This window comes from Flavobacterium labens (genome assembly GCF_048286755.1).
Lineage (GTDB): Bacteria > Bacteroidota > Bacteroidia > Flavobacteriales > Flavobacteriaceae > Flavobacterium.
Genome location: NZ_JBLVPL010000001.1, coordinates 630,503 through 648,677 on the forward strand (window position 1 = coordinate 630,503; position 18,175 = coordinate 648,677).

At 34.0% G+C, this 18,175-nt stretch carries 17 protein-coding genes; 8 read left to right on the top strand and 9 right to left on the bottom strand.

The window, feature by feature from the left end:
* Positions 1-3: 3 nt before the first annotated feature.
* The 4 genes from ACNQF8_RS02680 to ACNQF8_RS02695 all read right to left on the bottom strand — a co-directional run bounded on the left by ACNQF8_RS02680 (position 4) and on the right by ACNQF8_RS02695 (position 5,411).
* Complete coding sequence (locus ACNQF8_RS02680; protein WP_417950691.1) at positions 4-495, bottom strand: RDD family protein; 492 nt, start codon at positions 493-495, stop codon at positions 4-6.
* 371 nt (positions 496-866) lie between these two features.
* On the bottom strand, positions 867-3,281 hold the full coding sequence (locus ACNQF8_RS02685; protein WP_417950692.1) for a ribonucleoside-diphosphate reductase subunit alpha: 2,415 nt from the start codon (positions 3,279-3,281) through the stop codon (positions 867-869).
* 322 nt (positions 3,282-3,603) lie between these two features.
* Positions 3,604-4,581, bottom strand: a complete 978-nt coding sequence (locus ACNQF8_RS02690; RefSeq protein ID WP_315209387.1) for a ribonucleotide-diphosphate reductase subunit beta — start codon at positions 4,579-4,581, stop codon at positions 3,604-3,606.
* A 263-nt stretch (positions 4,582-4,844) separates the two neighbouring features.
* Positions 4,845-5,411, bottom strand: coding sequence for a DUF3109 family protein (locus tag ACNQF8_RS02695; protein ID WP_417950693.1), 567 nt, complete (start codon positions 5,409-5,411; stop codon positions 4,845-4,847).
* A gap of 270 nt (positions 5,412-5,681) precedes the next feature.
* Between ACNQF8_RS02695 and ACNQF8_RS02700 the strand changes: the two genes are divergently transcribed.
* The 4 genes from ACNQF8_RS02700 (at position 5,682) to ACNQF8_RS02715 (ending at position 8,007) form a co-directional block, all read left to right on the top strand.
* On the top strand, positions 5,682-6,260 hold the full coding sequence (locus ACNQF8_RS02700; protein ID WP_417950694.1) for a MarC family protein: 579 nt from the start codon (positions 5,682-5,684) through the stop codon (positions 6,258-6,260).
* Between the two features lie 118 nt (positions 6,261-6,378).
* The gene (locus tag ACNQF8_RS02705; protein ID WP_099714232.1) at positions 6,379-6,582 is read left to right on the top strand and encodes a hypothetical protein; all 204 of its coding nucleotides are present in this window, start codon (positions 6,379-6,381) and stop codon (positions 6,580-6,582) included.
* 2 nt (positions 6,583-6,584) lie between these two features.
* Complete coding sequence (locus tag ACNQF8_RS02710; RefSeq protein ID WP_417952851.1) at positions 6,585-7,190, top strand: FAD-dependent oxidoreductase; 606 nt, start codon at positions 6,585-6,587, stop codon at positions 7,188-7,190.
* A gap of 67 nt (positions 7,191-7,257) precedes the next feature.
* Positions 7,258-8,007, top strand: a complete 750-nt coding sequence (locus ACNQF8_RS02715; RefSeq protein WP_417983454.1) for a lysophospholipid acyltransferase family protein — start codon at positions 7,258-7,260, stop codon at positions 8,005-8,007.
* Between the two features lie 45 nt (positions 8,008-8,052).
* Here the strand turns inward: ACNQF8_RS02715 and ACNQF8_RS02720 are convergent, their stop codons facing one another.
* Genes ACNQF8_RS02720 through ACNQF8_RS02735 form a run of 4 tightly spaced genes read right to left on the bottom strand, consistent with a single transcriptional unit; the run spans position 8,053 to position 10,867 of the window.
* Positions 8,053-8,235: a hypothetical protein gene (locus ACNQF8_RS02720; RefSeq protein ID WP_417950697.1), complete on the bottom strand. Its 183-nt coding sequence runs from the start codon at positions 8,233-8,235 to the stop codon at positions 8,053-8,055.
* A 17-nt stretch (positions 8,236-8,252) separates the two neighbouring features.
* Positions 8,253-9,827, bottom strand: coding sequence for a S41 family peptidase (locus ACNQF8_RS02725; protein ID WP_417950698.1), 1,575 nt, complete (start codon positions 9,825-9,827; stop codon positions 8,253-8,255).
* A gap of 13 nt (positions 9,828-9,840) precedes the next feature.
* On the bottom strand, positions 9,841-10,272 hold the full coding sequence (locus ACNQF8_RS02730; protein ID WP_114753665.1) for a deoxycytidylate deaminase: 432 nt from the start codon (positions 10,270-10,272) through the stop codon (positions 9,841-9,843).
* A 1-nt stretch (position 10,273) separates the two neighbouring features.
* Positions 10,274-10,867, bottom strand: coding sequence for a HupE/UreJ family protein (locus tag ACNQF8_RS02735; RefSeq protein ID WP_417950699.1), 594 nt, complete (start codon positions 10,865-10,867; stop codon positions 10,274-10,276).
* A 179-nt stretch (positions 10,868-11,046) separates the two neighbouring features.
* On the opposite strand from ACNQF8_RS02735, the gene ACNQF8_RS02740 reads away from it, so the two are divergent.
* Positions 11,047-11,478 carry a TerB family tellurite resistance protein gene (locus ACNQF8_RS02740; RefSeq protein WP_417952853.1) on the top strand — a complete coding sequence of 144 codons (432 nt, stop codon included), beginning with the start codon at positions 11,047-11,049 and terminating at the stop codon, positions 11,476-11,478.
* Positions 11,479-11,537: 59 nt separating this feature from the next.
* Here ACNQF8_RS02740 and fbp read toward each other — a convergent pair whose 3' ends face one another.
* Positions 11,538-12,557 (bottom strand): class 1 fructose-bisphosphatase, encoded by a 1,020-nt coding sequence (fbp, locus tag ACNQF8_RS02745; RefSeq protein ID WP_282714307.1) that lies wholly within the window; start codon positions 12,555-12,557, stop codon positions 11,538-11,540.
* Positions 12,558-12,727: 170 nt separating this feature from the next.
* On the opposite strand from fbp, the gene ACNQF8_RS02750 reads away from it, so the two are divergent.
* From ACNQF8_RS02750 to ACNQF8_RS02760, 3 genes are all read left to right on the top strand, one after another.
* A complete protein-coding gene (locus ACNQF8_RS02750) occupies positions 12,728-13,207 on the top strand; it encodes a GNAT family N-acetyltransferase (protein ID WP_315209414.1) in 480 nt (159 codons plus the stop codon).
* Positions 13,208-13,234: 27 nt separating this feature from the next.
* Positions 13,235-14,491, top strand: coding sequence for an aspartate kinase (locus ACNQF8_RS02755; protein WP_417950701.1), 1,257 nt, complete (start codon positions 13,235-13,237; stop codon positions 14,489-14,491).
* 194 nt (positions 14,492-14,685) lie between these two features.
* Complete coding sequence (locus ACNQF8_RS02760; RefSeq protein ID WP_417952854.1) at positions 14,686-18,129, top strand: hypothetical protein; 3,444 nt, start codon at positions 14,686-14,688, stop codon at positions 18,127-18,129.
* Positions 18,130-18,175 lie beyond the last annotated feature (46 nt).

Here is an 18,175-nt window from a genome sequence, read left to right on the forward strand (position 1 = left end):
ATATCAAACTACGATTTCATCAGATGGATCAAGCAATTTCTTTTTGGCAACAAACTCATGCTTTTTCACCACATACGTAACCGATAATGTATCGTGCCATCCTCGCTCAGCAATTAAAAATGAAAAAGGTTCCAAAGGAATTAATCTAGAAAGTGTTCGTATAATAATGCTTTTCATATTGGGTCTTGAACCATCATACTTTACAACTAGTGTTTTCGTGAAATACTTCCCGAAGGTTCTGGAGAAATACATTTCAGTCAATCCGTAGTAAAAAAAAAGTATAACTAATCCAAAAAAGAAACTTTCAACTGCGCTTAATGAGGAAACCCAATTTGACGCTGTATCACTTCGAGTCAAATCTCCAATTAAAATTATGGTCGTACCAATAGTGATTTCAATAATATAGACAATCAATATATCGATAAGAAAATTTAGGAAACGCTGGTTTTTGGAAGCTAATAAATCATCTGTAACAGTAAATTTTTTATTTTCCATTTTTATTATTTTTGATTATTACAAAAAAAACTTTAACAATAATAACTATCTCAAATATAGTGAATTATTTACAAATTTAGACTGCTAGCTCTTGGTATTTTAGCCCTGATTGCAGTGAAAATCCTTTTTGTTCACCTTTTCGGCGAATAAAAAGATTACCTCACTATACTTTTATTTACATAGGAATTAAGTGAATTTCATTTGCAACGAAAAGCGGGACACGAGCGAAGCGAACTGATGAAGTAAATAGCTCCAAAAAAAAAAAGCAGCTATCATTACAATAGCTGCTTAATATTTCTTTTTCACCTAAATGACAAAAATTTTATTTATTACGATTCAATCAAAAATCGTTAATCATCATTCTGAAATCTTTAACTGCCACACATTTCACATTCGTCTGGACCTGCATTTTTAGATAACTCAATCATTGCTCTGTATTCATCGGCAGTCATTTCTACTGCTTCTGCAACTGCAGGAACAGCGATTGACTGCTCTTTGATTTCGATTGGCTCTGCTTTTTTATCATTGTTCAATGTAAATTTAATCGCATCTACCGCAGCTTTTGTTCTTAAATAATACATTCCCGTTTTCAATCCGGATTGCCAAGCGTAGAAGTGCATCGATGTCAATTTAGAATAATTTGCATTTTGCATAAATAAGTTCAATGATTGCGATTGATCCACAAAATAACCACGTTGACGTGACATATCGATAATGTCTTTCATCGACATTTCCCAAACAGTTTTGTACAATTCTTTCAAGTCTTGTGGAATGTCCAGCGCTTGAACTGAACCGTTATTACGCATTAATTCTTGTTTCAAAGTTTCGTTCCACAAACCACGCTCCACTAAATCGTGTAACAAGTGTTTGTTTACCACAATAAATTCTCCCGAAAGTACTCTTCTCGTGTAAATATTAGAAGTGTATGGTTCGAATGCTTCGTTGTTACCCAATATTTGAGAAGTCGAAGCTGTTGGCATTGGAGCTACTAACAATGAGTTTCTCACTCCGTGTTCCATCACTTCTTTTCTTAATGAAGCCCAGTCCCAACGACCAGATAACTCTTCATCTTTCATTCCCCACAAATTGAACTGAAATTCTCCTTGTGACATTGGCGAACCTTCAAAAGTAGAATATGGTCCTTCTTCTTTGGCCATTTCCATTGAAGCGGTAACAGCTGCAAAATATAGAGTTTCGAATATCTCCTGGTTCATTTTTTTAGCTTCGTCGCTCGTAAAAGGCAAACGCAACATAATGAAAGCATCGGCTAATCCTTGTACTCCAAGACCAACAGGTCTGTGACGCATATTAGAGTTTTCAGCTTCTTTTACCGGATAATAATTTCTGTCAATCACTTTATTCAAGTTTCTGGTTACGCGTTTGGTAACACTGAACAACAAGTCGTGATTGAATTTTTTGTTTTCCACAAACATTGGCAACGAAAGTGAAGCCAGGTTACAAACCGCGATTTCATCTTTAGAAGTATATTCCATAATCTCCGTACACAAATTCGAAGAACGAATCGTACCTAGATTTTTTTGGTTTGATTTTCTGTTGGCTGCATCTTTATACAACATGTAAGGGGTTCCAGTTTCGATTTGCGATTCTAGAATTTTCTCCCACAATTCATGTGCTTTGATGGTTTTTCTACCTTTTCCACGTTTCTCGTAATCAATGTACATCGCTTCAAATTCTTCCCCATACACATCATACAATCCTGGACATTCATTAGGACACATCAACGTCCAATAACTATCTTCCTGCACACGTTTCATAAACAAATCCGAAGTCCACATCGCGAAGAACAAATCTCTAGCACGCATTTCTTCTTTTCCGGTATTCTTTTTCAAGTCTAGGAATTCAAAGATATCCGCATGCCAAGTTTCAATATAAATAGCAAAACTTCCTTTACGTTTTCCTCCTCCTTGATCCACATATCTTGCGGTATCATTGAAAACACGCAACATCGGAACAATTCCGTTAGACGTTCCGTTTGTCCCACGTATGTAAGAACCAGTCGCTCTCACATTGTGAATAGAAAGCCCAATTCCACCCGCTGATTGCGAGATTTTAGCCGTTTGTTTCAACGTGTCATAAATCCCGTCAATACTATCATCTTGCATTGCCAAAAGGAAACAAGAAGACATTTGAGGTTTTGGAGTTCCTGCATTGAATAATGTAGGAGTTGCATGCGTAAAGAACTTTTTCGACATTAAGTCGTAGGTTTCAATCACCGATTTTAAATCGTCTAAGTGAATTCCAACAGAAACACGCATTAACATGTGCTGTGGACGCTCCACGATTTTACCGTTTATTTTTAGCAAATACGATCTTTCTAAGGTTTTAAAACCAAAATAATCGTAGTTGAAATCTCTATTGTATATAATATGTGAGTCTAAAAACTCCGCATTATCCATAATCACTTTATGCACTTCCTCAGAAAGTAACGGAGCATATTGACCGTTTCTTGGATTTACATAATTGAACATATCATTCATCGTTTCCGAAAATGATTTTTTTGTATTCGAATGTAAATTTGAGATTGCAATACGAGCGGCTAACTGTGCATAATCAGGATGCGCAATAGTCATTGACGCAGCAGTTTCGGCAGCAAGATTATCCAACTCCGATGTCGACACACCATCATAAAGTCCTTCAATTACGCGCATTGCCACTTTCACAGCATCAACCAAATCATTTAAACCATAGCATAGTTTTTTAATTCTATCTGTGATTTTGTCGAACATTACCGGCTCTTTGTGGCCATCTCTCTTAATTACATACATAAGCTCAATTGTTTTTAAAAAACAGAAAATCCCTTTTCTATTTTTTTGGGTATTTGTTAATTTTTTTTGGGAAGCTAATCCCGCTGCCATTCCAAATGAAATTCACTGAACTCCTATGGAAATAAAAGTAAAGTGAGGTAATCTTTTTGTTTTTAAAGAAAAAACAAAAAGGATATTCCCTTCCATCGGGGCTAATCAGTATCTGAAAAATAAAAATCAGTAAATCATTTAAGATTTAAAAAATTAAAATGTTTCTTTAACACCAACATATTTAGATAAATTAAAACTTAATAAACCTTAATTCCTTAATGGTTTAAAAAAATCAAAAATCAGCGTCAAAAGATATTTTCTGAGCATCTTCATCGGTATTCATAACACCTGCTTTTTGATATTCGGCAACTTTCTTTTCAAAGAAGTTTGTTTTTCCTTGAAGTGAAATCATGTCCATAAAATCAAAAGGATTTGAAGTATTGTACTCTCTGTCGCAACCTAATTCCACTAATAAACGGTCCGCAACAAATTCTAAATATTGTGTCATTAACACCGCATTCATCCCTATTAAACTTACAGGTAGCGATTCAGTGATAAATTCTCTTTCAATATTCAAAGCGTCCACAATAATACTTCTGATTCTTTCTTTTGGCACTTTGTTTACCAAGTGATGGTTGTGTAAATGCACTGCAAAATCACAGTGAACACCTTCGTCACGAGAAATCAATTCGTTAGAAAACGTCAATCCTGGCATTAATCCACGTTTTTTCAACCAATAAATAGAACAAAATGCTCCCGAAAAGAAAATCCCTTCCACAGCTGCAAAAGCAATCAAACGCTCTGCAAACGAATCAGATTCAATCCATTTTAATGCCCAGTCCGCTTTTTTCTTAATTGCCGGAAAAACTTCTAAAGCATTAAATAATTCATCTTTCTCAGCTTCATCTTTCACATAGGTATCAATCAACAACGAATACGTTTCACTATGAATGTTCTCCATCATGATTTGAAAACCGTAAAAGAATTTTGCTTCAGCATATTGCACTTCGTTCACAAAATTTTCAGCTAAATTCTCATTTACAATTCCGTCAGAAGCAGCAAAAAAAGCAAGAATGTGTTTTACAAAATAACGTTCATCATCAGAAAGTTTATTATTCCAGTCATTTAAATCTTGTGACAAATCGATTTCTTCAGCAGTCCAAAAACTAGCTTCCATACTTTTATAAAACTCCCAAATATCATGGTGTTTGATAGGAAAAATTACGAAACGATTTTTATTTTCTTGTAAAATTGGTTCAAGTTGTGCCATTATAGTAGTTTGTTTTTTTGAGATTTTAACGAAATTTTATGCTTTCTGTGGATTACAAAGATTGTGAAATATTGCCGGAATTAAAAGTCAAACTTATTCACAATCGGCCATAGTTTTTAACAAACGAAAAAAATTGAGACATTTTTCATAAGTATTTTAAACGACTAGAAATCAGTATTTTAAAATTTAAAAAAAGAGATGAAGTACCGTAAAATATAGGATTTTAAAAACAGCAAACAAGAAAATTTGAATTTATTTTAGATTTATTTTTTGAGTTCTTGCGCGACTATTTCAAGCTCCGCATACCAGTCCTCACCAAACCTTCTAACCAACGCTTCTTTGACAAATTTATACACTGGCACCTCAAGTTCCTGACCTAAGGAACAGGCCGGATCACAAATGTCCCATTTGTCATAATTAACGGCAGCAAACTCCGTGAAATCTTTCACACGAATAGGATACAAATGACAAGAAACAGGTTTTTTCCAGTCAATTACACCTTGATTATACGCTTGCTCGATTCCGCATAAAGCCGTTTTGCCGTCAAACATTACGTAAGCACAATCTTTATTGTCAATAAGCGGTGTTTCAAGATCACCATCAGTTCCTTTTGTCCAAGTTCCTTGCGCTTCAATGGCAGCAATTCCTTGTTTGCGTAAAAATGGTCTTACTTTAGGATAAATTTCTTCTAATATCTTAGTTTCCTCAAGACTCAATGGTGCTCCCGCATCGCCATCAACACAACAAGCTCCTTTACAGGCTGACAAATTGCAAACAAAATCTTTTTCGAGTATGTCTTCTGAGACGATGGTTTTTCCTAATTGAAACATTATTTTGGGATACTGAGATTATAAAGTGCAAAGGTAGTCAAAGTAAGTTGTAATCTTTTAGATAAAAATCAACTTTAACTTTTTGAAAAACCAACGAAACAATCTACTTTTAAAGAATGCTAACAAACTAATTGTTAGAAACATACAATCACAACAAACAAGAAATCAATTGAAAATCAGTCTATAAAAAAATGCATCAGAATTGTTGTAATAAAATTTAATTTTAATCAAAAATCTACCGAAAAGTTTAACTTTGCAAACAAAAAAATTATGTTTGAAATCGATTTTAGAGAAATAATTACGGTTGGAATGGTACTTTTCGCTGTAATTGATATCGTGGGAACTATCCCTATCATTGTTGATCTAAGATCAAAACATGGACATATCGAATCCGAAAAAGCTTCGATAGTAGCCGGTATAATCATGATTGTTTTTCTTTTTGTGGGAGAGGAATTACTGAATTTAATAGGGATTGATGTAAACTCATTTGCCGTTGCCGGTTCCTTTGTATTATTCTTTCTGGCGTTGGAAATGATTTTAGGTATTCGGCTTTATCGCGATGAAGAAGCGAGTTCTGCATCTATTGTTCCTTTAGCGTTTCCTTTGATAGCCGGAGCAGGAACAATGACTACTTTACTCTCTTTACGTTCCCAGTTTTTTACCATAAATATTGTCATCGCAATAATTTTGAATATTATACTAGTATATATCGTTTTGAAATCATCCTCCAAAATTGAAAAAATACTAGGAGAAAATGGACTTGGCGTTATTAGAAAGACTTTTGGCGTAGTACTTCTTGCAATTGCTGTTAAATTATTCGCTGCGAATGTTAAAGGTTTGTTCGTCTAAAATAAATTTTCATAAATTTACCCCTAAGATACCTTTAAAAGGTAATCTGATTTTTGAACCGACAAGTGTTTCTAAAATAAAAAATCTGTTTCTTTTATATCAAAAACAAAAATGTATTATGAAAATTTTCACTAACATCTTGGTGTTTTTAGCAATAGCGCTAATCATATTTAATGTTACTTTGTTGGACTTTAGAAATCCATTTCAAGGAGATAGCGTAGTTGCTTTTATTGGAATTGCTGCTTCTTTCTGTGCCGTTTTGATTCTTCTGATTTTTAAAATGGCAAAAAAGATTGAAGAAAAATCAAATGACCAACTGTAATAATGTTTGATGTTCTCATAGTTGGCGGTGGCGTTTCTGGAATATCCTGCGCACTCGTTTTGGGTTCTGCAAAAAACAAATCCTTTGTCTCTGACAAAAGTATTGGCATTTTCACCCATCAAAAAGCATCATCTCTTCAAGAAGCTCTGTTTTATAATGCTTATGGAATCGCTCCAGGCAAATTAGGCTCTGAATTATTGAAGGAAAGCACGGAACATCTTTCAAAAGCTTATCCTCATATCACTCAAATTCCAGATGAAAAAGTACTGAAAATTGAAGGGCAATTTCCGGAATTCATAGTCATTACAAACAGAAATTCTTACCAAACAAAATCAATCGTCATAGGCATAGGCTCCGCAAATACTTTTGCAATTGATGGATTGATGCATTATGTAGAGCCTCATCAAAAATCCCTTCCTGAAAAACAACGAATCCAACTTAAAAATAACGACCACAAAGTCGCCGATGGAATTTATGTCATAGGAACTTTAGCAGGATGGAGAAGCCAACTCGCCATTGCTTCTGGAAGCGGTGCCGCTGTTGCAACAGATATTCTCACCTTATGGAATAACGGCGTGCAAACTCATGCTCACGATAGTATCAGGTAAATAGAATTTCATTCTGAAAAATCTCTAGAAAAATAGTAGTAGGTTTACATTTTCAATACACTATTTTATGTTATCACTATTATTGGGCTTGACCAGACTCATCATTTTTATAGTATTTGTTTCCTTTTTTTCAATTCTTTTCTATTTGACAAGTTTCTTTTGTAGTGAAGAAATGAATTCCAAAAGAGCACTTCATCTGCGCGATTTTTTAATTCAGGTATCCAATTATATTTTAGGTATCCGAACTATCATTTACGGCGAAAAACCTACTATACAAGGATTAATAGTAGCCAATCATCGCTCCTATTTTGACCCAATCGTTATTGTAAATCAAATACATGCTTTTCCTGTAGGCAAAAAAGAAGTTTCATCATGGCCAATGATTGGTTACATCTGTAAAATATCAGGTGTTTTATTTGTAGACAGAAAGTGCACAAAAAGCAGACAAGAAACTGCCGAAAATATTCGAGATGTTCTAGCAAAAGGATATTCTATCATTAATTTTCCGGAAGGCACAACAGATGTTTTGCCAACCACTGTAGATTTCAATTACGGTTCCTTTGTGATGGCTACTAAAATTAAAGCAGCGGTTATTCCTATTGCCATTGATTATAAAGAAAAAACAGATGCCTTTGTGGGAGACGGCACTTTTATTCCACATTTTTTAAAGTGTTTTGGAAAATGGACTACTGAAATTAAAATAACTTTTTTTTCGCCTATTTATTCTGAAGATGCGGCCTATCTATTAAACACGTCTAAAAAAATGATAGACGAAGAACTCATTCGGTATAGAAAAGACTGGGACAATGAAATTTAGTTGTCATTTTTTAACAATAAACAAAATCAAGTATAAAACTTTTAGCTAACGATCAATTTCTAAGCTATTAACTATATCAAAAATCGATTCTTCATTTAGTTCAACTTTCTTTAAAATAGATTTAATTCCTTCAACATCTTTTTGTTTCAGACAATTATCAAAATCATTCATAAGACCTCCAACATACAAACGTTCATTAACTGTCATTCCAGAAAACTTACTTTCCATACTATGAAATATATTGATTATTTTTTTTCTAATACCGCCTTAATCATCGCATCTTCTTTCAATACAATCTCATAATAATAGCTTTCCCCATACAATTGTCGGGCAAATTCAGCGGTCAAATATCTTTTTACCAACGACTTGCTCTTTCCAAAATTCAAATCTAATCCGTTTCCGAAAATAAACTTTTGAAACAAATTAAAATACAAATCCGTTTCATTCATTTTAGTTTTAAATTGTTCGAAATTAAGTCCTTTAAAAGCGCTTCTGTTTTTATCTAATTGTTCGAAAACAGAATTACCCACGATTCCGGATTGCAATAAATAAGCCGTACTTTCGTTTCCGTGCTCTACTTCTAAGGGTACAAAAACATCAGGAACAATTCCGCCACCGCCGTAAACAATTTTACCTTTTTTAGTTTTGAATTTTAAAGTATCCGAAACTTTTATACTGTCTTTTTCATACAATTCCCCATTTCCAAAACGCGCTTCTGATTCTTTGAAATAAGCTTCATTTCCTTTCGAATAAGGTTTTTGAATCGAGCGACCCGTTGGCGTGTAATACCTGGCAATAGTCAATCGAACGGCTGAACCATCGGCAAAATCCATTTCTCGTTGCACTAATCCTTTTCCAAAAGAACGACGACCAACAATAGTTCCACGATCATTATCCTGAATGGCGCCCGCTAGAATTTCACTGGCTGAAGCACTGTTTTCATTGATTAAAACAAATACGTTTCCGTTTTCAAAACTGCCTTTTGCAGTTGCAAATGTCTTGTCTATATTCCCATTTTTATTTTTGGTAAAAACAATCAACTGCTTGTCTGTCAATAACTCATCAGCAATAGCAATTGCTTCTTCCATATAACCGCCACCATTATCGCGAACATCAATTACAAGTGATTTTGCACCTTGCTTTTTCAGTTTAGTTAAACCCGCCATAAACTCTCTATAGGTAGTTTCGGCAAATCTATTTATTTTTATATAGCCCGTTTTATTACTCAAAAGTAAAGCGGCATCAACGCTTTTTAGAGGAATAACATCCCTTTTTATTTTTACTTTTAATTTTTTGCCTTCGGATTTTCTGTAGATAGTCAATTCAATATCAGAACCCACCGTTCCTTTTAATTTAGAATACAAACTGTCACTTGGTAATTTTCGCCCAAATAATTTTGTTTTATCGGCATATAAAATTCGGTCGCCTGCCTTTATTCCAGCTTTTGCCGAAGGGCCATTCTCAACTGGTTTTATAACTGCAACTGAATCATTGTACATGTAAAAGTTTACGCCTATTCCCACGAAGTTTCCTTTCATGCTTTCTACCACTTCCAGCTGATCGCTTGGTGGAATATAAACAGAATGTGGGTCGAGTTGCGCCAGAATATTATCTACGGTAAGGTTTACAATAGAATCCGTATTGACATCATCGACATATTCATTGTCAATAAAATCAATCAGTTTGTTGAGTTTGCTCCTAGAATTATTTCTGTCTGCAAAATCAACTGCATTAGGAAAATTCAACATTCCTCCCAGCACAACACCCAGAGCGAGTGTTGAGAAAATAAGAATGGGCAAATATTTTACATTATATTTCATACGAAGACAATAATTATTCTTCTAATACTGGGATATGTTCTACCTCTACTCCTGCTTTTATCAGGAACTGAATTCCTGAATCGTCACGATAACCATTCTGATATACCACTCTTTTTATTCCGGATTGATGAATCAATTTGCTGCACTCTTTACAAGGCGATAGCGTAATATACAAAGTCGCTCCTTCACAGGATTGCGTAGATCGTGCCACTTTCAGAATCGCATTTGCTTCAGCATGTAAAACATCCCAACGCGTTAATCCTTCTTCATCTTCACAGCAATTTTCAAAACCAGATGGTGTTCCGTTATATCCGTCAGAGATTATCATTCTATCTCGCACAATAATCGCACCAACTTGTTTGCGTTTACAATATGACAGTAAACCCCATTCTTTGGCAATTCTAAGATACGCTTTATCGTATTTATTTAATTTCTTTTCGTTCATTTTATCTAATCCAGATTTCACTTTCAACAATCAATGGTATCACTACTCCTATTATAAATGCCGACATTACCAATGTCCAATCACGTTTCGAAAATCTAAAAACGGTTTGAACAATATACGACAAAATCAAAACCACAAAAACCACTACAATCTGTGCCGCTTCGATTCCTAATGCAAATTCTGATAATGGTACTATTTTAGAAACAGCATCGCCTCCAAGAATCGATTTGAAATAATTTGAAAAACCCAATCCATGAATTATTCCAAAGAAAAGCGTGATGAAAAACACCAAATTTATACTTTCTTTCTTGCTTGATTTTCCCGCCGTAAAAAGATTAAACAACGCCGTTATTAGTATGGTTATTGGAATTAATAATTCTACCACATTCACTTTAATTACAATTATACCAAAAACAGAAAGCAATAAAGCCATCGTATGTCCAATGGTAAAAAGCGTCACCAGAAGCACAATTCGCTTCCAATCTTTAAAAGAGAAAGGAATCGCCAAGGCTATTAAAAATAAAACATGATCATATGCATGAATATCTAAAACGTGTTTTAATCCTATTTGAAAGTAAATCCAAAATTCTGACATGGGTAATATATTAGGTTGATAAAGGGGTTGTAAACTTACGATTAATTTTGAAAATGATTGATTTGATTATTTAAATAAATACAATTCAAAAGAGATCAAATTCAAAGAAAAAATATAAAAAAATTAAAATCATTAATTTAAAAATAGATTTATCTTTGTAAGATAAAAAAACAATAATTATGTCATTTTCAGATTTATTTGATAGCGAATTCAAACAAAGAAATAAAGGTCATTTTTCAGCTATTGTTCGTGTAGCACTTGCTGACGATAAGTTTGCTCAGGAAGAAAAACTATTTTTAGACAAACTGGCCGTTCGATTAGAAATTTCTCAAGCAGAATATGAAGAAATTTTAGAAAATCCATTAAAATATCCTATAAACCCTCCTTATTTACATGAGCAAAGACTGGAGCGTTTGTTTGATTTAGCAAGAATGGTTCATGTAGATCATCAGTTAGGTGACAAACAAGAATTATTATTAAGAAAAATTGGAGTTGCGCTAGGCTTTAATGCTGAAAACGTAGACTACATTGTGCACAAAGCACTTAAATTAGTAGATAGAAAAGTAGATTTAGATACTTTCCTTTTCGAAATGCAAAACATGAACAAGTAATTGTAAAGTATAAAAAAAGCTCTCAGATATCTGGGAGCTTTTTTATTAAACCTACGTTTTTAGTATTTACTTAATTTTGCTTTATGCATGAATTCTTCCGCTTTTTCGACCATGTTATAGCTTCCGCAAAAGAACGGCACTCTTTCATGTAATTCTGTCGGTTCAATTTCCATGATTCTGTTAAATCCATCCGAAGCTTTTCCTCCAGCTTGTTCAGCAATAAAAGCTAACGGATTACATTCATACAACAATCGTAATTTTCCTTTTGGTGCTTTGGAACTTGTAGGATATAAATAGATTCCGCCTTTAATCATATTTCTATGAATATCCGAAACCAAGCTTCCTATATATCTTGAAGTATAAGGTCTATCTCCTTCTTCTAACTGGCAATATTTTATATAATCTTTTACTCCTTGCGGAAAATGAACATAGTTCCCTTCATTAATGGAATAAATATGACCGTCAGTTGGGAATTGCATTTTTGGGTGTGATAAATAAAAGGTTCCAATAGCCGGATTCAGCGTAAATCCGTTCACCCCATGTCCTGTTGTATACACTAACATTGTCGAGGTTCCGTAAATAACATATCCTGCCGCAACCTGATTGATTCCCGGTTGCAAAAAATCTTCAATGGTAACTGGAGTTCCTATTGGAGTAACTCTTCTATAAACCGAAAATATAGTTCCAACCGAAACATTAACATCAATATTTGAGGAGCCGTCCAGCGGATCCATTAAAACCACATATTTGTTGTTATGACTGTTGTCACTTCCTTCTACAGTGATAAAATCATCATTCTCTTCGGAAGCGATTCCACATACAATTTCACGATTGATTAAAGTTTGAATAAAAACTTCATTAGCATAAACGTCCAGTTTTTGCTGATCTTCACCCTGTATGTTTTGCTCGCCGGCTGCCCCAACAATATCAACTAATCCTGCTTTGTTTACTTTATAATTGACTACTTTGGCAGCCAATCGGATGGAGTTAATGATTCGGGATAATTCGCCTGACGAATATTGAAAAGCATTTTGGTTTTCAATGATAAATTCTCCTAGTGTTTTGTTGCGTTCTTCCATTACGAAATCGATGTAGTTGTTTTGAAGTCACAAATATCGTTTTTTTTGTGAAAACAATTTGAATACTATTTATTTAGTTTTACAGTATTGTATATTTGCTGAATAAAACACAAAATAAATACGTAAAAGTGCTATTTTATTGCATTTTTGAATCATTAAAATAAAAATTTATGAATATTAGAAGAGGAAACCCGCAAGATATGCAAGCTGTTTTAGGTCTTATCCAAGAGTTGGCTGAATTTGAAAAGGAGCCAGATGCTGTTCTTGTAACTGTTGACGATTTAATTCGCGATGGTTTTGGCCCTGTTCCTCTATTTCATGTTTTTGTTGCCGAAGTGGAGTCAGAAATCGTGGGTATCGCATTGTGGTATTACCGTTTTTCAACTTGGAAAGGGAAAACAATTCATTTAGAAGATTTAGTGGTAAAAGACAAAATGCGTGGAACCGGACTTGGATATGCTTTATATTCTGAAATTATAAAACAGGGTAAAAAAGATCAGGTTCGAAGAGTGGAATGGAATGTATTGGACTGGAATACTCCAGCAATAGATTTCTATGAAAAATCAGGTGCAAAAGTGCTTAGAGATTGGTATGTAGTACAAATGGATGAAATAGGAATCAACCATTTTGTGGAGAATAAATTGAAATAAAGTAAAGAATAATTTTTGTTTAAAAATATGAGAGTATTCAAATTTGGAGGAGCTTCTGTAAAAGATGCCGCAGGAATTAAAAACGTATATGACGTTTTACAAAAAGTGGGTTACGAAGATGTTTTGTTAGTGGTTTCTGCAATGGGGAAAACGACCAATGCATTGGAACTTGTCATAAAAAACTATTTCGACAAATCAGCAGAGCTTAATTCATCAGTACAAGAAGTAAAAAAATACCACAATCAAATATTGATGGATTTATTTGAAGATGACAAAAACCAAGTTTTTGCTGCTGTAAATACTCAATTTGCTGATTTAGAATATTTCTTGACACATAATAAATCGCCCAATTATAATTTTGTTTACGACCAGATTGTAAGTTATGGTGAATTAATTTCGACAACTATTCTTAGTCATTTCATGAATTTCATGGGAATAAAAACACAATGGCTGGATGTTCGCAATTTCATAAAAACAGATGCAAATTATAGAGATGCAGAAGTAGATTGGGAATTGACACAGAAAAACATTGCCAAAAACGTAAAACGAAAAATCCTGAACATCACACAAGGATTCTTGGGTTCAGATGATAATAATTTCACTACCACTTTAGGTCGTGAAGGTTCTGATTATACTGCTGCAATTTTTGCCTATTGCTTAAATGCTGAAAGTGTAACTATCTGGAAAGATGTCCCAGGAGTAATGAATGCCGACCCAAGATATTTTGAAAATGCAAGTTTATTAAATCAAATTTCGTATCGCGAAGCCATTGAATTAGCTTTTTACGGCGCAACGGTTATTCACCCAAAAACGCTGCAACCTTTACAGAAAAAGGAAATTCCTTTGTATGTAAAATCATTTATAAACCCATTATTAAAAGGAACAAGTGTTTCTAAAGGTGTCGATTTAGAACCGTATTTACCTTGTTTTATTGTCAAAAGAAACCAGCTTTTGATTTCTCTTTCATCAATAGATTTCTCTTTCATCATGGAAGAAAACATCAGCGAGATTTTTGCGTTGTTTCACCAATTCAAAATAAAAGTAAACTTAATTCAGAATTCTGCCATTAGTTTCTCTGTATGTGTAGAGGATAAATTTGATAATTTTAAAGCACTGAATGCCATTTTATCTAAAAAATTCAAAGTTGAATTTGACGAAAATGTAACCTTATATACAATCCGACATTTCAATGACAAGGCAGCGCAAACTGTCGAAGAAAATAAAGTCGTTTTATTGAAACAAGTCAGCCGTGAAACCATGCAAGTGATCACTAAAGAAGTTTAAAAACTTTTTAATACTAATAAAAATGGGAATCGAAATTAAATTTGATTCCCATTTTTTTTGCTGTTCCAAAGCATAAAATCAATAGCTGAAAACCAGAATATATGGACTTAACTTTTCCTTGATTTTCTGATTGGTACATTCTCTAATTATCGAATTATAAATACTACTTTTGATACTTTCGAGTTATAGTATTTATGTTGAAAAAATTACTTTTTTGGATTGTAATAGGCTGTTTTTCTGGGCTCCATGCTCAGGAAATTAATTCGCTGTACAAAACCAAAAAAATTCTTCCTTCCCGTGACACAATTTATATCGAAAAAGAAAGTATTAATTCCAGCTTTTTCAAACTGCTTGACGCCAATGGCAAATCCATCGACAGTACTTTATTTAAAATAAATTTCAAAAAGGGAACTCTGATTTTAAAGGAAAACAGCGCTTTAAATTCCGATTCACTTACAGTACAGTATCTTAAATTTCCTGAAATCCTAACCAAAGAATACCGCATTTACGATCCCAGCAGAGTCGTCAGTAATGAAGCCGGAACTGGGAATTTGTATAAAATTGAAGAGAAAAATCTAAAGAAAAACGTGCCTTTTGACGGGTTGAATACTTCAGGAAGTATTACTCGTGGCATAACCATCGGAAACAATCAAAATGCAGTTTTGAATTCTAATTTAGATTTACAAATCACAGGAAAGATTTCCGAAAAAGTAAGTTTGAGAGCCTCCATTCAAGACAGTAATATTCCATTGCAGGAGGGCGGCTATTCACAAAAGCTGGATCAGTTTGACAATGTTTTTATGGAATTGTTCAGCGACGAATGGAACATTCGAGCAGGAGATATTTTTCTGGAAAACAAGAAAACCCAATTCCTGAATTTCAACAAAAAAGTACAAGGACTGGCGACTAATTTCAACTTTGGAACCGAAGAAAACAAAACGAATGTATTTGCATCAGCGGCATTAGTTCGAGGACAATATGCAAAAAGCAATTTTGTGGGACAAGAAGGGAATCAAGGTCCTTATAAATTAAAAGGGCAAAATGGAGAATTATATGTTCTGGTTGTATCGGGTTCAGAGCGGGTTTACGTAAATGGAATTTTACTGAAACGTGGCGAAAACAATGATTATACGATAGACTACAATGCCGGTGAAATTGTATTTACGCCTCTTTTTACCATCACTTCCGAAATGCGAATTGCTATAGAATATCAATATTCCGACAGGAATTACACTCGCTTTGTGACGTATGCCGGCGCTACACATGAAAATGAAAAATGGAGTTTTGAAGGCTATTTATATTCGGAAAACGACTTAAAAAATCAACCGTTACAACAAAATTTATCACAAGAACAAGCCCAGATATTAGTCAATTCAGGAGACAATCCTAATTTAATGACAGCACCTTCTGCGTATGCTGATTCCTATTCAGAAAACAAAGTACTGTATCGAAAAACGCTCGTTAATGCCGTAGAAATTTTCGAATATTCAAATGACGCTCAACAGGAATTATTCAATGTCCGATTCACTCTTGTTGGAACCAATAATGGAAATTATATCGTGACAAATTCGGCAACAATTACCCGAGTTTATGAATACATCGAGCCCATAAATGGTATTCCTCAAGGAAATTACGAACCCATAATTCAGCTCATCGCGCCAACAAAAATTCAAGTAGCAACCTTTTTAGGAAAATACAAACCTAGTGAAAAAACGACTGTCGATTTTGAAATTGGTCTGAGCAATAATGACCAAAATTTATTTTCATCCATTGATGACACCAACAACCAAGGCTTGGCAGGAAAAATCAATGCAAAACAACGGCTTTTTTCAAGAAAATGGCAGGTAGATGCTTTTGCAAATTATCAATTCATTCAGAAAGATTTCAGATCAGTGGAACGACTGTACAATATAGAATTTGACAGAGATTGGAATTTAGGAACTGCGGCTGTTGGGAATCAGAGTTTATTAGTTTCCGGATTACAATTGGATTTAAATCCAAAACCAAAATCCACCAACAAAGGATTAGTAGTGTATCAATTTGAAAAACTTGATTTCTCCGAAAATTTTTCAGGCAGCAGGCATATTTTGAATGGTTTGTTTCGAATAAAAAAATGGACTTTTCAAAACCAAGGCAGTTTCCTAAAAAGTGACGGTACTGTTTTATCTTCTAAATTTTTAAGAAACCAATCTCAAATGCGTTTTCATTTTGATAAAAATTGGGTTGGTTCCAGCTTACGATTAGAAGACAATCAAGAAAAAAACAAAACAACTAATCAGTTTTCGGCTTTAAGCCAAAAATTTACGGAGTATGGTTTTTTTACCGGTCGTGGCGATAGCACTAAAGTTTTTGTAGAATTGGGGTATTTAAGAAGAAACAATGACAGCTTACAATCCCGAAGTGTCGGGAGTTTGATTCAGCGGGTAAATTCTTCTCAGACTTTGATGCTGAAATCTAAATTAATACAAACCAACAGAAGTGATTTGTCCCTTTATGCCAATTACAGAATCTTGGATTTTGTGGATGCTACAAGAAAAAGAGAGCCTACATTAAATTCCAGAATAGTGTACACAGATCGTTTTTTCAATCAATTAATCCAAAGCACAACGGTTTATGAAACGAATTCCGGAACCATTCCGCAACAAGAATTCACTTATCTCGAAGTTTCTGCAGGTCAGGGTGTTTACACTTGGAATGATTATAACGTCAATGGAATTCAGGAATTACAGGAGTTTGAAGTTGCTCCGTTTATTGATCAAGCAAAATTCATCAGAGTATTTTTACCCAATCGGATTTATATAAAAACACATCAAAATAAGTTCTCACAATCCGTGACCTTAAACCCGAATCAATGGCAAAATGAAAAAGGAATAAAAAAATTACTTTCCTATTTTTATAATCAAACCGCCTTTATAATCGATCGAAAAACGAGAAGTGACGGAGACAATTTTGAATTAAATCCGTTTAGCAGTTCTAATGAAAATGTTCTGGGGCTGAATTCTAGTTTAAGAAACAGTTTGTTTTACAATCGGGGAAAACAAAACCATTCTGTTACCTATTCTTATCTTCAAAATAAAACCAAAAACTTATTATCAATAGGTTCGCAAGAAGCTACAAACAGTTCACATCAATTGCAGTATGGACATTTGTACCAAAAAAGCTGGTTGTTCGGTTTTTTTGCCAAAACAATCCATACAACTATTCAATCTGAGAATTTTCCAGAAAAAAATTATGTTATTAACGGGTACCAATTAGCGCCAAAAATCAGTTATTTATTCTCTAAAAATACCAGTTGGGATCTCTTTTATGAATTACAAAGCAAAAAAAACCAGATTGGAGTTTTCGAAACGTTGTTGCAAAACCGTTTTGGAACTGCCTTTTCTTATGCCAGCGATAAAAAAATAACGCTGAATGGAGAAGTTTCTTTTTACCAAAATAAATTTGAAGGAAATGAGTTTTCTTCGGTTGGATTTCAAATGCTCGAAGGATTACAAACCGGGCAGAACTTGACTTGGAGATTGCTTTTACAGAAAAACATCACACAGTTTTTAGATATTAATTTCAATTATCAAGGAAGAAAAAGTGAAACGAGCCAAGCCATTCACACTGGAAATGTACAATTAAGAGCTTATTTTTAATTGTTGAATTTGGAATAATTCATTGAACGACTTTCTAAATATGATT